Below are 13,242 nucleotides of genomic sequence, written 5' to 3' on the forward strand. Positions count from 1 at the left end.
TCGCTACTCGACGGTAAGCGCGTCATTAACCAGAGCTTGTTGTTGTTTCTGGTGTACGGAAATGTATCCAACTGCCGGTGAAGCTGATGCAGGGCGACCGGCATAACGCAAGGAAGCACCAAATGGAATCACTTCGCGGAAGTTGTGCTGGCTACAATACCAGGCACCCTGGTTCAGCGGCTCTTCCTGGCACCAGACGAAATCATGCACATGAGCGAACTGTTCCAACACCGCTTGTACAGCATGATGCGGGAACGGATAAAGCTGCTCAATGCGCACGATAGCAACATCGGTTTGCCCATTCTTACGGCGTTGTTCCAGCAGGTCGTAATACACTTTGCCTGAACACATAACGACACGTTTGACGCCTTTCGCATCCAGCTCGTCAACTTCACCAATCGCTGGTAAGAAGCTGCCATTTGCCAATTCATCAAGCGATGATATGGCCAACGGATGACGCAACAATGACTTAGGTGACATTACCACCAGCGGGCGACGCATACCACGTAATGCCTGACGACGGATCATGTGGTAAACCTGCGCCGGCGTAGAGGGGATACACACCTGCATATTTTGTTCGGCACAAAGTTGCAGATAACGCTCCAGTCGTGCGGAGGAGTGCTCTGGACCCTGCCCTTCATAACCATGTGGCAGCAACATCACCAGGCCACACATCCGGCCCCATTTCTGCTCACCGGAGCTGATGAACTGGTCGATAACCACTTGCGCACCGTTGGCAAAGTCACCAAACTGCGCTTCCCAGATAGTCAGGGTGCGTGGTTCTGCGGTGGCATAGCCATATTCAAATGCTAACACCGCTTCTTCTGACAGCACGGAGTCCCAAACCTGGAAGTCACCCTGCCCACTGTGTACGTTCGCCAGCGGCACATAAACCGAGCCATTTTTCTGGTTATGGATCACCGCATGACGATGGAAGAAGGTACCGCGACCCGCGTCTTCACCGGACAAACGAATCGGAATCCCTTCATCTACCAGCGTTGCGTAAGCCAGTGTTTCAGCCCCACCCCAGTCAAACGGCTTCTCACCACTTGCCATCAAAGCACGATCGCCATAAATCTTGGCAACACGGGATTGCATTTCAATGGCTTCCGGCGCATGGCTGATGCGACGCGCCAGATCTTGCAGGCGTTTCATCTCAACTTTGCTTGGATATTCTTCGTCCCACTCATGGTTCAGATACGGCGACCAGGTGAAGGATTGCAGATTCATCGGACGCCACTCTTCCACCACACAGTCACCACCATCCAACGCATCACGATACAGGTTGACCATTTCCGTGGCATCTTCCAGGCTGGCGATATTTTGCTCGGTCAGCTTGTCAGCATAAATCTTGCGCGGCGTCGGGTGTTTTTTGATCTTCTGATACATCACGGGCTGCGTTGCACTTGGCTCATCGGCTTCGTTATGCCCATGGCGGCGATAGCAAACCAGATCGATCATCACGTCACGTTTAAAGGTGTTACGGAAATCCAACGCCAGACGGGTAACAAACGCCACAGCTTCAGGATCATCAGCATTCACGTGGAAAATCGGAGCCTGTACCATTTTGGCGATATCGGTACAGTACTGGGTAGAACGCGCATCCAGTGGGTTCGAGGTAGTGAAACCAATCTGGTTGTTGATAACAATGCGCACCGTCCCGCCCACTTCATAGCCACGTGCCTGTGACATATTCAGTGTTTCTTGCACCACGCCCTGGCCAGTAATCGCCGCATCACCATGAATAGTGATTGGCAGAACCATATTGCTGCGTGCTTCATCCAGACGATCACGGCGTGCACGTACCGAACCGATAACCACCGGGCTGACAATTTCCAGATGGGATGGGTTAAAGGCCAGTGCCAGGTGAACCAGGCCACCTTCAGTTTCCACATCGGATGAGAAGCCTTGGTGATATTTAACGTCACCGGTCCCCAGATGCTCTTTATGCTTACCGGCAAATTCGTCAAACAAATCTTCCGGCTTCTTACCCAAAACGTTGATCAATACGTTGAGGCGGCCACGGTGAGCCATCCCCAGAACCACTTCACGGGTACCATTTTTCCCCGCATGGCGAATCATCTCTTTCAGCATGGTGACCAGCGAATCGCCGCCCTCCAGCGAGAAACGCTTCGCGCCCGGGAATTTAGCCCCTAAATAACGTTCCAGACCTTCAGCGGCAGTCAATTCGCTCAGGAAGCGACGTTTTTCTTCATCACTGAATGTCGGTTTCCCAACCACCGACTCAATACGCTGCTGAAGCCAGCGTTTTTCTTCGGTGTTGGTAATGTGCATGTATTCAGCGCCGATAGAGCCGCAATAGGTCTGTTTCAGTGCTGCATACAGGTCAGACAACTTCATGGTTTCTTTGCCAATAGCAAAAGAACCCACATTGAAGGTGTTTTGGAAATCGGCTTCGGTCAGGTGGTGGTAGGAAGGTTCAAGGTCTGGAACAGACTCCTGCTTCCACAAACCGAGTGGATCAAGGTTGGCATGTTGATGACCACGGAAGCGGAAGGCGTTGATTAACTGCAACACCTTAACTTGCTTGGCATCATTTTCAGGATCGCTGATGGATGAGTTATAACGAGAGGAATCCTTCGCCAAGCGACGGAAATACTCACGTGTTTGAGAGTGGAACTGATCAGGTTTTACACCCGTTGTTGGTAGCTGTTGAAAAATTGAACGCCAACTATCATCAACGGAACCAGGATCGGTTAAAAAGTCTTCATAGAGCTGCTCTATGTAGGACTGGTTCGCGCCCGCCAGATAGGAGGAATCCAGCCAGGCCTTCATTGCGCCGTTCTGCATCATGATCCCTTAAGCTTTGAAGCTTCAGTTTTCGCCGTGGTTAACATATACACCGTAGTATCAACGGTTTGCCGTAAAAACGGTTCACTCGACGTGCTCAATGCACGTTCTGTTATGGACCTTAACGGTCCCGTTCAAGGAACCTCTAAAAACTGACTGCATGCCGGCTTTTAGAGATTCCCTACCTTGAAGCAACCCGGGAAATACATTCCCCGGGTTAATAAACTCACATCATGCACTACGTTGCAACTATCATTCGCTACCCTGTAGCTATACATGCGCTACGCTGTAACTATCATGCGCTACGCTGTAACAACATAGACTTAATGTGACCAATTGCTTTGGTCGGGTTAAGGCCTTTAGGACAAACACTGACACAATTCATGATGCTATGGCAGCGGAAAACACTAAAAGCGTCGTCCAGGTCATCCAACCGTGCTGCTGTTTCGGTATCACGGCTGTCAATCAGGAAGCGATAAGCAGCCAGTAACCCTGCCGGGCCGACAAACTTATCTGGATTCCACCAGAATGACGGACAAGATGTCGAGCAACAGGCGCACAGGATGCATTCATACAAACCATCCAGTTTTTCGCGCTGTTCCGGGGATTGCAAATGCTCACGTGCCGGCGGATTTTTGCCATCATTCAACAGGTAAGGTTTAATTTTCTCGTACTGAGTATAAAACTGCCCCATATCGACCACTAAATCCCGCACCACCGGTAACCCCGGCAATGGGCGAATCACAATCTTTTTATTACCCTTTTGCAATACCGAGACTGGCGTAATACAAGCCAGACCGTTTTTGCCATTCATATTCAAACCGTCTGAACCACACACACCTTCACGGCATGAACGGCGAAACGACAGGGTAGGATCTTTTTCTTTCAACTGGATGAGCGCATCCAGCAACATCATATCCCGGCCTTCTTCCGCTTCCAGCTCATAATCCTGCATGTGCGGCGCGTTATCGATGTCCGGGTTATAACGATAAATTGAGAACTCAAGTTTCATGACCTTTTCCTCCGCAACGGGTTAGGTTTAACCCTATCAACACAACACATGCATTAATAAGAACGCACTTTCGGCGGGAATGCCGCGCGTAGCTTAGGCTGCATGTTTACCTCACGGCGGGTCATGCTCTCAGTGTCTGGCAAATAGAGCGAATGGCACAGCCAGTTAGCATCATCACGGTCCGGGAAGTCGAAGCGGCTATGAGCACCACGACTTTCGGTACGGAAGTTTGCTGATACGGCGGTGGAAAACGCAGTTTCCATCAGGTTATCCAATTCCAGACATTCAATACGCTGGGTATTGAACTCGCTGGAAGTGTCATCCAGACGGGCATTTTGCAGACGTTCGCGGATAGTTCTTAACTCTTCCAATCCTTTCGCCATCGCATCACCTTCGCGGAATACCGAGAAGTTATGCTGCATGCAAGATTGCAGTGCTTTGCGGATCTCAACGGGATCTTCACCTGAACGGGTGTTGTTCCAACGGTTCATTCGTTCCAGTGAGGCTTCAATATCTGATTCGCTGGCATCGCGGCTAGCACCCTGCTCCAGTAATGACTCTTGCAGATGCATACCGGCAGCACGACCAAACACCACCAGGTCCAGCAATGAGTTGCCCCCCAGGCGGTTGGCACCGTGGACGGAAACACAGGCGATTTCACCGACCGCAAACAAACCAGGGATGACAACATCTTCACCCTTTTCATTTACTGTAATTGCCTGGCCGGTCACTTTGGTCGGAATACCGCCCATCATGTAATGACAGGTTGGAATAACCGGAATAGGCTCTTTGATTGGGTCAACATGAGCAAAGGTGCGAGATAACTCAAGGATGCCCGGCAGGCGGGATTCCAGCACATCTTTACCCAAGTGATCTAATTTCAGTTTGGCATGTGGGCCCCAAGGACCATCACAGCCACGACCTTCACGGATTTCAATCATAATGGAACGTGCAACCACGTCACGACCCGCCAAATCTTTGGCGTTCGGGGCATAACGTTCCATAAAGCGTTCACCGTGCTTATTCAGCAGATAGCCACCTTCACCACGGCAACCCTCGGTAACCAGCACCCCCGCCCCAGCGATACCCGTCGGGTGGAACTGCCACATTTCCATATCCTGCACCGGTACACCGGCACGCAGTGCCATCCCCACGCCGTCACCGGTATTAATGTGCGCATTGGTGGTTGATTGATAGATACGACCCGCACCACCGGTGGCCAGCACCGTGGCCCGCGCTTTGAAATAGACCACTTCACCGGTTTCAATACAGATAGCAGTACAGCCAACGAAGGCGCCATCCTGATTTTTCACCAGATCCAGTGCATACCACTCAGAGAAGATAGTGGTGTGGTTTTTCAGGTTTTGCTGATAAAGGGTGTGTAATAGCGCATGGCCGGTACGGTCTGCGGCTGCCGCAGTTCGCGCCGCCTGCTCACCACCAAAGTTGCGCGATTGCCCACCAAATGGCCGCTGATAAATGCTGCCATCTTCTAAACGGGAGAAAGGTAACCCCATATGTTCCAGTTCGAGTACCGCTTCTGGACCGGTTTTACACATATATTCAATGGCATCCTGGTCACCGATATAATCGGAACCTTTTACCGTGTCATACATATGCCATTCCCAGTTATCTTCATGGGTATTACCCAGCGCCACGGTAATACCGCCCTGCGCAGATACCGTATGGGAACGGGTAGGGAAAACTTTAGATATCAGGGCACAAGACAGCCCCATTTGTGAAATTTGCAGTGCGGCGCGCATACCTGCACCACCTGCACCGACGACGACAGCGTCAAACTCTCTGACCGGCAGTTTCATTTAAGCACCCCACACCACAATTGTTCCATACAATAGATAGACCAGCAGCGTAACCACAACGGCCAGTTGTAACACCAGTCGTACCGCTAGCGGCTTTATATAGTCCGTTAATACCTGCCACAGACCAATCCAAGCGTGAGCCAGAATCGACAGCAAGGTCAGCAGGGTAAATACTTTTGTGATGTGCGAGGCAAAAAAGCCGCGCCAGATTTCATAGGTGATGTCCGGGACAATAACGACGAAGCCCAGGATATAAAGAATATAAAGAGTGATGACGATTGCAGAAGCACGCAGTAACAGCCAGTCGTGTACTCCATTACGCCCTAACGCAGAAGCATTGCTTACCATACGAGGACTCCAGCTAAAACTGACAGCACCAAGGTTAACACCATTGTTACTTGTGCGGAGCGGGTCCCCGCAGCCAAGCTCTCTTCGATGTAGCCAAAATCCATAAGCAAGTGACGGATGCCACCGCAAACGTGATAGGCCAGCGCAGTAAGTATTCCCCAGAAGATGAATTTAACAATAAAACTATTCATGACAGCCGCTGCTTGCATGAATCCCTCTTGCGAGGAAACAGACAAACCTAACAGCCAAAGGAGGATACCAACGGCAACGAAAGTAATTACGCCAGAGACTCGGTGTAAAATGGACGCTATCGCAGTAACGGGAAATCGAATCGTTTGCAGATCCAAGTTGACAGGTCTTTGTTTTTTCACGGTTTTGCCCACACAGCTCTTATTATTTTCCTTCCTCCGGGCCTTGTTGGGATCAGACAGCGTTAAGAGCCGAAACCCTTCACATCGCACATTTAAACATAACATCCTGCATGCCTAAATGACGTGTTCTATATAACGCTGGGTGCTCCTACTTCAGGGTAATCCGGAGACCTGGCGGCAGTATAGGGGGTTCACATTCTTATTACAATTCCCACACAAACCGATTGGTAACATTTCCCCTGAACAGTGATTAGGATCACGATTTACACAATTTATATAAAATTAATTATCTGATTTGACAAAGAATAAACATTTCCATTACAACTAGGGTAGAAATAAGCCCTATGATGCACTAAAGGTCTGCGGATACACTTCCCCATAAGCCTAAGTTATGCAACAGTGTATTAAGTGAATATCCCCATAGATATCGTAGGCAATGAACTATAAACGATAAGCATCCGACAAATCGTTAACAACTTTGTAACGTCGCTATCGATCCAGCCTCTCGGATCGCTGGCCGCATTGGTAAGACACTCTGTACCCTAAATCATGTTTTAATCGTGAATAAAACGTTTAATCGTGAATCAAACAGAGCAGTGCCGATAAGATAATGCCCTACAGGCATCTAAGACATTCCAGTTGTTAGCGGTTTTTAAAATAAGCGCGAAGGAGACTGTAAATGGCTGATAAAAAAGCGACGCTGAATCTGGCAGGCGAAGCTGCGATTGAACTGAAGGTTCTATCCCCAACCCTCGGCACTGACGTGATCGACGTCAGCACTTTAGGTTCTAAAGGGTATTTTACCTATGACCCTGGGTTTACCTCTACCGCGTCCTGCGAATCAAAAATCACGTTTATCGATGGTGATAAAGGGATCCTACTGCATCGTGGATACCCTATTGATCAATTGGCAAAAAACTCTACTTATCTGGAAGTTTGCTACATTTTGCTGTACGGCGAAACCCCCACAGCAGAAGAGTATGAAACCTTCAAAGCGACAGTAACCCGCCACACCATGATCCACGAGCAAATCACCAGCTTGTTCCGTGGGTTCCGTCGCGACTCACATCCGATGGCTGTATTATGCGGAGTGACTGGTGCACTGGCCGCGTTCTACCATGACGCACTGGATGTAAACAACGAGCGCCATCGTGAAATTACCGCCTTCCGTCTGCTGTCTAAAATGCCAACAGTGGCTGCCATGTGTTATAAATATTCCATCGGCCAGCCGTTTGTTTATCCACGTAACGACCTGTCCTATGCAGGTAACTTCCTGCGTATGATGTTCTCCACACCGTGCGAAGAGTATGAAGTCAACCCGGTGCTGGAACGCGCGATGGATCGTATTTTTATCCTACATGCCGACCACGAACAGAACGCCTCTACCTCTACTGTGCGCACCGCAGGTTCTTCGGGCGCTAACCCGTTTGCCTGTATCGCCGCGGGGATAGCATCCCTGTGGGGGCCAGCTCACGGCGGCGCGAACGAAGCCTGCCTGAAAATGCTGGAAGAGATTAAATCTGTCGAGCATATTCCAGAATTTATCAAACGCGCGAAGGATAAAAACGACTCATTCCGCCTGATGGGCTTCGGTCACCGCGTGTATAAGAATTACGATCCGCGCGCTACGGTGATGAAAGAAACCTGTGATGAGGTATTGAAAGAACTCAAACTGGAAAATGACAGCCTATTTGCTGTCGCGAAAGAGCTGGAACGTATCGCACTGGAAGACCCCTACTTCGTTGAGAAAAAGCTATATCCAAACGTGGACTTCTATTCAGGTATCATCCTGAAAGCCATGGGGATCCCGTCTTCAATGTTTACCGTGATGTTCGCGATTGCCCGTACCATTGGCTGGATTGCTCACTGGAATGAAATGCACGATGAGGGCCTTAAAATTGCCCGTCCGCGTCAGCTTTATACCGGTTATGCCGAACGTGACTTCAATAGTCAACTGAAGAAATAAGCAGAGTAATTAGACTGTTTATGATGAGAGCGCCACCGGTGAAGGTGGCGTTTTTTTATAGAGAAATCAGTGGATCGCGCCGCCTGATATATGCAGATCGTGTTCAATTTGCATGGCAATAGAGATAGCCAGTTCTAAGGCTACCAGCACTGAATGTGTTGACATACTGGGTGATCCGGGGTGAGCTACCGCCTGTTCCGGCAGATAAGGGATATGAATGAAACCACCCTTCACCTCACTATTGAGCTGATTTAACCGATGCAATAACCCGTACATCACATGGTTACAGACATAGGTTCCGGCCGTCTGGGAGACCGAGGCCGGAATGCCCGCCTCACGGATACCCTGCACCATCGCCTTGATGGGCAAACGGGTAAAGTACGCCGCCGGGCCATCCTCAACTATCGGCTGATCTACCGGTTGATTCCCCAAATTGTCAGGAATACGGGCATCATCAACGTTAATAGCTACCCGTTCGATAGTAATATCGGCGCGTCCCCCGGCCTGACCGACAGCCAACACCAATACTGGCTGAATTTCATCTATCGCGGCATTCAACGCAATTAATGCTTCACCAAAGGCGCAAGGCAACTGGCGAGCCACCACTCTGACCCCACCCAGCATTAAATCATTCAATTGTTTGACCACTTCCCAAGAAGGATTTACTCGCTCCCCACCAAATGGCTCAAACCCGGTAATTAATACACTTCTCATCACCACTCCTAGAGGAACATCAGGAAATACAGCAAGAATACGTTAACAATCAATAGAGTCACCCCGGTTGGAATCTGGGCTTTAATCACCGCATTCTTATCCGGCAACTCCAGTAACGCAGCAGGAACGATATTAAAGTTGGCTGCCATCGGCGTCATTAAGGTACCGCAGTACCCTGAGAACATACCAATAGCTGCCATCACTGCGGGATTACCGCCGTGTTGCAATACTAAAATTGGAATACCGATACCGGCAGTGACGATGGGGAAAGCAGCAAAGGCATTACCCATGATCATGGTTAACAGTGCCATGCCAATAGCATAGACCGCCACGGCGACAAAGCGATGATCGACTGCCAGATATTCCTGTGTCAGATGGGCAATAGCAGTTCCGACCCCGGCGGTGGTAAACAGCAGGCCAAGGGTGGCCAATATCTGTGGCAAGATAAATGCCCAGCCGATGGAATCGAGCAAACGCCGAGCTTCCTGCACCGGTTGTGCCGCGGTTTCGTGGGTCATGACGACCGCAATAATCAAACCGAGAACACAACCAACAGTCATCGAGAATAAGGTGACTAAGGTGGCGTGGTTGCCGGTGCCAAACAGCCATTGATCCAGCGCGGGGATATTGTTAAACAGCAGCACGCCAATAACCGTCACCACTGGGATAGCCAATGCCGGGATGAACAGCCGGTTCCCCAAACGCTTGGCACTCACTTCGCGCTGTTCTGGAGTGCGTTGATGATAGCTACCCAGTTTTACCCCACCAAAACCGGCAATCAGCGCCATAATCACCACCACCACACCGACAGTAATATTCAGAATGCGCTTCTCATCCGGTCCCTCGCCCGCCAAAGTATTGGCCAGACGATAGGTCCAATCACCCACCAGGAAAATCAGCCCGTATAATCCCCAAAATAAACCGGTGGTGATACGGCGCGGGTTGGCCTTATCACGAAATGACATTAACGCGACAATCAACAGCACTACGCCAGCCAGCCAATAAAGATATTGTTGTTGGAAAATCATTTTGCGTCTCCCTTGGTAGCCAAAGCAGACTGACTCAGCGCGGTTAACTCAGCGGCGAGGTGTTTATCCAAACGTTGCAAACGGTAGGCGTGGATCAGGAAAGCACAAATCGCCGTCGGGATACCCCACAACGCAATGTGTAACGGCTCGGTCTGAATGCCACCGGATTCCAGCATAAAGTTGTGCATAAAAATAATCGCACCGAAAGCGACAAAAATATCTTCACCGAAGAACAACCCAACGTTATCGGTCGCGGCAGACATTGCACGCAGGCGATAACGCACTTTCTCCGGTAACTCACCATAACGGGTTTCAGCCGCCCCTTCTGCCATCGGTGCCAGTAATGGCCGTACCATTTGCGGATGACCACCCAGACTGGTTAAACCCAGCGCGGCTGTCGCTTCACGCACAAACAGATACACAATCAATAAACGGCCAGAGGTGGCACTTTTAATTTGTGAAATCCACGCCTGCGCTCGCTCTTTCAAGCCGTGGCGCTCCAGCAAGCCGATAACAGCCAGTGGCAGTAACAGAATCAGAGGCAGGTTGCGGGTATTGAGAAAACCTTCACCCAGTTTTTCCAAAATAGTGGCCATTGGCATTAGCGCCGCCAGACCAGTGATGATACCGGCGGTAATCACCACCAGTACTGCGTTGATACGCAGTAAAAATCCGATTACGATCGCCGCAATACCAATTAGCGGCCAAAGGTTTACCGTTTGTTCCAAGGTGACTCTCCTGTCCTAAAGTGTTGTTATAAAGTGTGATATGTAGCTAATTGATGAAGCCATTCCACCCGGGCCAGGCGGTTATAATTTTTACTGCCCAACGTCCATCTTACTGCGCGGTTACCGTGATATTTTGCTGCTGAAAACTGTGGCGTAAACGGCGGGCAAAATCCAAGGCATGGGCTCCATCACCGTGGACGCATACTGTATCCGCCTGTACCGCTACCCAACTGCTATCACGAGCCTGAACCTGCTGACGCTGCACCATTGCCAACGTTTGTGACAACGCCAACTCGTCACTTTCAATTAAGGCATCTGGCTGGCTGCGCGGCACTAGAGTGCCATCAGGCTGATAGCGACGATCAGCGAATACCTCTTGTCGGGTCACCAAACCTGCGCGTTCACCGGCACGGATCAATTCGCTTCCCGCCAATCCAACCAGCCGTAACGACGTGTCCACGGCTTTCACCGCTTTCGCTATGGCATCCGCCAGCAGAGGATCAACCGCCGCCTGGTTATACAACATGCCATGAGGCTTCACATGTTGCATCACGCCGCCCTCCGCCTTCACGATAGCTGCCAAGGCACCTAATTGATAAACCACTTGGGCATACACCGTCTCAGGGGGTAACTGCATCGCGGTTCGACCAAAATTCTCGCGATCAGGGAAACTCGGATGCGCACCGATAGCAACGCCATATTCCATAGCCCAGCGCACCGACTGGCGCATGGTCTGCGCATCACCGGCATGAAAGCCACAGGCAATATTGGCTGAACTGACCAATTGCAGCAGTGCTTGATCATTAGCGCAGCCTTCACCTAAGTCGGCGTTTAAATCAATCTTCATTTGGCCTCCGTCGCATCGAATCCTTGCTGTAAACCCCATTCGATCTGTTTTAAGAAATGCTGTTGCTCCGCTTTGGCCCGCAGCGCCTCCTCAACTGTGCATGGCACAAAATGCACTGGTTCGCCGAGCCTAAGCTGAGCTAAATGATAAAGATCTGCTTCGATAACGCAGGCAATGCGCGGATAACCGCCGGTTGTCTGCGCATCAGCCATCAGCACAATCGGCTGGCCGTTGTGCGGCACTTGCACCACGCCAGGTAATAATCCGTGGGATAGCATCTCGCGGTCCGTGGTGCGCGCTAATTCGCGCCCGGTCAGGCGATATCCCATACGGTTGCTCTGTGGGCTGAGTTGCCAGGCTTCACGCCAAAAAGCACCCTGTGCGATATCGTCGAACTCATGATATTCCGGGCCAGGAACAGCCCGGACACGGTTACCAAATAACAGTTGTTTGATACCGACTGATTCACGTGGTAAACGTGTGGCTTGGCCTAATGGCAGGGTGTCGCCATCTTTGATCAGTCGCCCCTGATAACCGCCAAAACCGGCTTTCAGGTCGGTGCTGCGTGAACCCAACATCTCCGGTACTGCAATCCCTCCAGAGATGGCTAAATAGCTGCGCATTCCCCGATGTGGCACACTGAGTTTTAGCTGCTGCCCCGGCTTGACCGGATAACGCCAGCCGGTCCACAGCAACTGATTATCAAGCCGGGCATCGCAACCAGCTCCTGTCACCGCTATCCAGCCTGGTTGCGTAAATTGTGCCGTAAACTGACCAAGGGTAATTTCCAGCCCGGCAGCATCAGGCTCATTACCTACCAGCATATTTGCCATGCTGAGCGCCGGTAAATCGAGTGCCCCACCCTGGCTGATTCCCAAACGGCGAAAACCGCCACGGCCACTGTCTTGTACTGTGGTATAAATACCTGAACGAATAATATTCAGCATACGCCCTCCTTTAAGGGCAGGAAGCGCACATTATCGCCGGGCCGTAACAAGGTTGGCGGCATCTCCAGCGGGTTAAACAGTGCCAATGATGTGCGGCCAATAAGTTGCCAGCCGCCGGGCGTTGCCAGTGGATAGATACCGGTTTGGCTACCGCCAATACCGACAGAACCGGGCGCGACCACTAAACGTGGTTCAGCACGCCGTGGCGTGGCGAGTTTTTCCGGCATCCCCCCCAGATATGAGAAGCCCGGCTGGAACCCCAAAAAATAGACGATATAGCTCGCGCCAGCGTGGCACTCCACCACCTGACGCTCTGTCATGCCAGTGTGACGAGCCACTTCAGCCAGGTCTGGGCCTGCATCACCGCCATAAATCACTGGAATGGTGATATCACGTGATTCAGGCACTAATGATTCGCTCTCTTCCCACCAGCGTTGGAGGCGTTCAATGGCGTCCAGCGCCGTATTTTGTGGATCTGACAATAATAGAGTCAGATTATTCATACCCGGAATCGCTTCAAGGACATCAGGATGATGAATCAGACGATCAGCTAAGCCCCAGATCCGTTGCTGGCTTGCTAATGTTACCGGCGGTTCCAATTCCAGAACCACCGCACTCTCTCCCAATAAATAGCATCGTGCTCTTTGCAC

12 protein-coding genes are annotated in these 13,242 nt (G+C 50.9%); 1 reads left to right on the forward strand and 11 read right to left on the reverse strand.

Going from position 1 to position 13,242, the window contains the following annotated elements; all coding sequences use genetic code 11:
• Positions 1 to 3 precede the first annotated feature (3 nt).
• The 5 genes from sucA to sdhC all read right to left on the reverse strand — a co-directional run bounded on the left by sucA (position 4) and on the right by sdhC (position 6,374).
• The gene (gene sucA / locus V1955_RS15290) at positions 4 to 2,811 is read right to left on the reverse strand and encodes a 2-oxoglutarate dehydrogenase E1 component (RefSeq protein ID WP_083159599.1); all 2,808 of its coding nucleotides are present in this window, start codon (positions 2,809 to 2,811) and stop codon (positions 4 to 6) included.
• Between the two features lie 295 nt (positions 2,812 to 3,106).
• Complete coding sequence (locus V1955_RS15295) at positions 3,107 to 3,823, reverse strand: succinate dehydrogenase iron-sulfur subunit (protein ID WP_442821110.1); 717 nt, start codon at positions 3,821 to 3,823, stop codon at positions 3,107 to 3,109.
• A gap of 53 nt (positions 3,824 to 3,876) precedes the next feature.
• Positions 3,877 to 5,643 carry a succinate dehydrogenase flavoprotein subunit gene (sdhA, locus tag V1955_RS15300; protein ID WP_083159603.1) on the reverse strand — a complete coding sequence of 589 codons (1,767 nt, stop codon included), beginning with the start codon at positions 5,641 to 5,643 and terminating at the stop codon, positions 3,877 to 3,879.
• Complete coding sequence (sdhD, locus tag V1955_RS15305; protein ID WP_050098880.1) at positions 5,644 to 5,991, reverse strand: succinate dehydrogenase membrane anchor subunit; 348 nt, start codon at positions 5,989 to 5,991, stop codon at positions 5,644 to 5,646. It abuts the gene before it with no gap.
• Positions 5,985 to 6,374, reverse strand: coding sequence for a succinate dehydrogenase cytochrome b556 subunit (gene sdhC, locus V1955_RS15310; RefSeq protein WP_083163805.1), 390 nt, complete (start codon positions 6,372 to 6,374; stop codon positions 5,985 to 5,987). Before sdhC ends, sdhD begins: the two co-directional genes overlap by 7 nt.
• 667 nt (positions 6,375 to 7,041) lie before the next feature.
• On the opposite strand from sdhC, the gene V1955_RS15315 reads away from it, so the two are divergent.
• Positions 7,042 to 8,328, forward strand: coding sequence for a citrate synthase (locus V1955_RS15315; RefSeq protein WP_083159605.1), 1,287 nt, complete (start codon positions 7,042 to 7,044; stop codon positions 8,326 to 8,328).
• A 66-nt stretch (positions 8,329 to 8,394) separates the two neighbouring features.
• Here the strand turns inward: V1955_RS15315 and pcp are convergent, their stop codons facing one another.
• From pcp to pxpB, 6 genes are all read right to left on the reverse strand, one after another.
• The gene (gene pcp / locus V1955_RS15320) at positions 8,395 to 9,042 is read right to left on the reverse strand and encodes a pyroglutamyl-peptidase I (RefSeq protein ID WP_083159607.1); all 648 of its coding nucleotides are present in this window, start codon (positions 9,040 to 9,042) and stop codon (positions 8,395 to 8,397) included.
• Positions 9,043 to 9,050: 8 nt separating this feature from the next.
• On the reverse strand, positions 9,051 to 10,070 hold the full coding sequence (locus V1955_RS15325; RefSeq protein ID WP_372558357.1) for a DUF979 domain-containing protein: 1,020 nt from the start codon (positions 10,068 to 10,070) through the stop codon (positions 9,051 to 9,053).
• The gene (locus V1955_RS15330) at positions 10,067 to 10,798 is read right to left on the reverse strand and encodes a DUF969 domain-containing protein (protein WP_372558356.1); all 732 of its coding nucleotides are present in this window, start codon (positions 10,796 to 10,798) and stop codon (positions 10,067 to 10,069) included. Before V1955_RS15330 ends, V1955_RS15325 begins: the two co-directional genes overlap by 4 nt.
• Positions 10,799 to 10,907: 109 nt before the next feature.
• The gene (pxpA, locus tag V1955_RS15335) at positions 10,908 to 11,645 is read right to left on the reverse strand and encodes a 5-oxoprolinase subunit PxpA (RefSeq protein WP_083159610.1); all 738 of its coding nucleotides are present in this window, start codon (positions 11,643 to 11,645) and stop codon (positions 10,908 to 10,910) included.
• Positions 11,642 to 12,592: a 5-oxoprolinase subunit PxpC gene (pxpC, locus tag V1955_RS15340; RefSeq protein WP_372568866.1), complete on the reverse strand. Its 951-nt coding sequence runs from the start codon at positions 12,590 to 12,592 to the stop codon at positions 11,642 to 11,644. The genes pxpA and pxpC overlap by 4 nt, the downstream gene beginning before the upstream one ends.
• Positions 12,586 to 13,242 (reverse strand): 5-oxoprolinase subunit PxpB, encoded by a 657-nt coding sequence (pxpB, locus tag V1955_RS15345; RefSeq protein WP_442821111.1) that lies wholly within the window; start codon positions 13,240 to 13,242, stop codon positions 12,586 to 12,588. The genes pxpC and pxpB overlap by 7 nt, the downstream gene beginning before the upstream one ends.

It is taken from the genome of Yersinia sp. 2545 StPb PI (genome assembly GCF_052217125.1).
Classification (GTDB): domain Bacteria; phylum Pseudomonadota; class Gammaproteobacteria; order Enterobacterales; family Enterobacteriaceae; genus Yersinia; species Yersinia enterocolitica_E.

What these genes read in the sequence shown, in the direction of transcription:
- pxpC (WP_372568866.1), bottom strand. Translation starts at nt 12,592, where the DNA reads ATGCTGAATATTATTCGTTCAGGTATTTATACCACAGTACAAGACAGT.
- sucA (WP_083159599.1), bottom strand. Translation starts at nt 2,811, where the DNA reads ATGCAGAACGGCGCAATGAAGGCCTGGCTGGATTCCTCCTATCTGGCG.
- pcp (WP_083159607.1), bottom strand. Translation starts at nt 9,042, where the DNA reads ATGAGAAGTGTATTAATTACCGGGTTTGAGCCATTTGGTGGGGAGCGA.
- pxpA (WP_083159610.1), bottom strand. Translation starts at nt 11,645, where the DNA reads ATGAAGATTGATTTAAACGCCGACTTAGGTGAAGGCTGCGCTAATGAT.
- sdhA (WP_083159603.1), bottom strand. Translation starts at nt 5,643, where the DNA reads ATGAAACTGCCGGTCAGAGAGTTTGACGCTGTCGTCGTCGGTGCAGGT.
- V1955_RS15295 (WP_442821110.1), bottom strand. Translation starts at nt 3,823, where the DNA reads ATGAAACTTGAGTTCTCAATTTATCGTTATAACCCGGACATCGATAAC.
- V1955_RS15325 (WP_372558357.1), bottom strand. Translation starts at nt 10,070, where the DNA reads ATGATTTTCCAACAACAATATCTTTATTGGCTGGCTGGCGTAGTGCTG.
- V1955_RS15315 (WP_083159605.1), top strand. Translation starts at nt 7,042, where the DNA reads ATGGCTGATAAAAAAGCGACGCTGAATCTGGCAGGCGAAGCTGCGATT.
- sdhD (WP_050098880.1), bottom strand. Translation starts at nt 5,991, where the DNA reads ATGGTAAGCAATGCTTCTGCGTTAGGGCGTAATGGAGTACACGACTGG.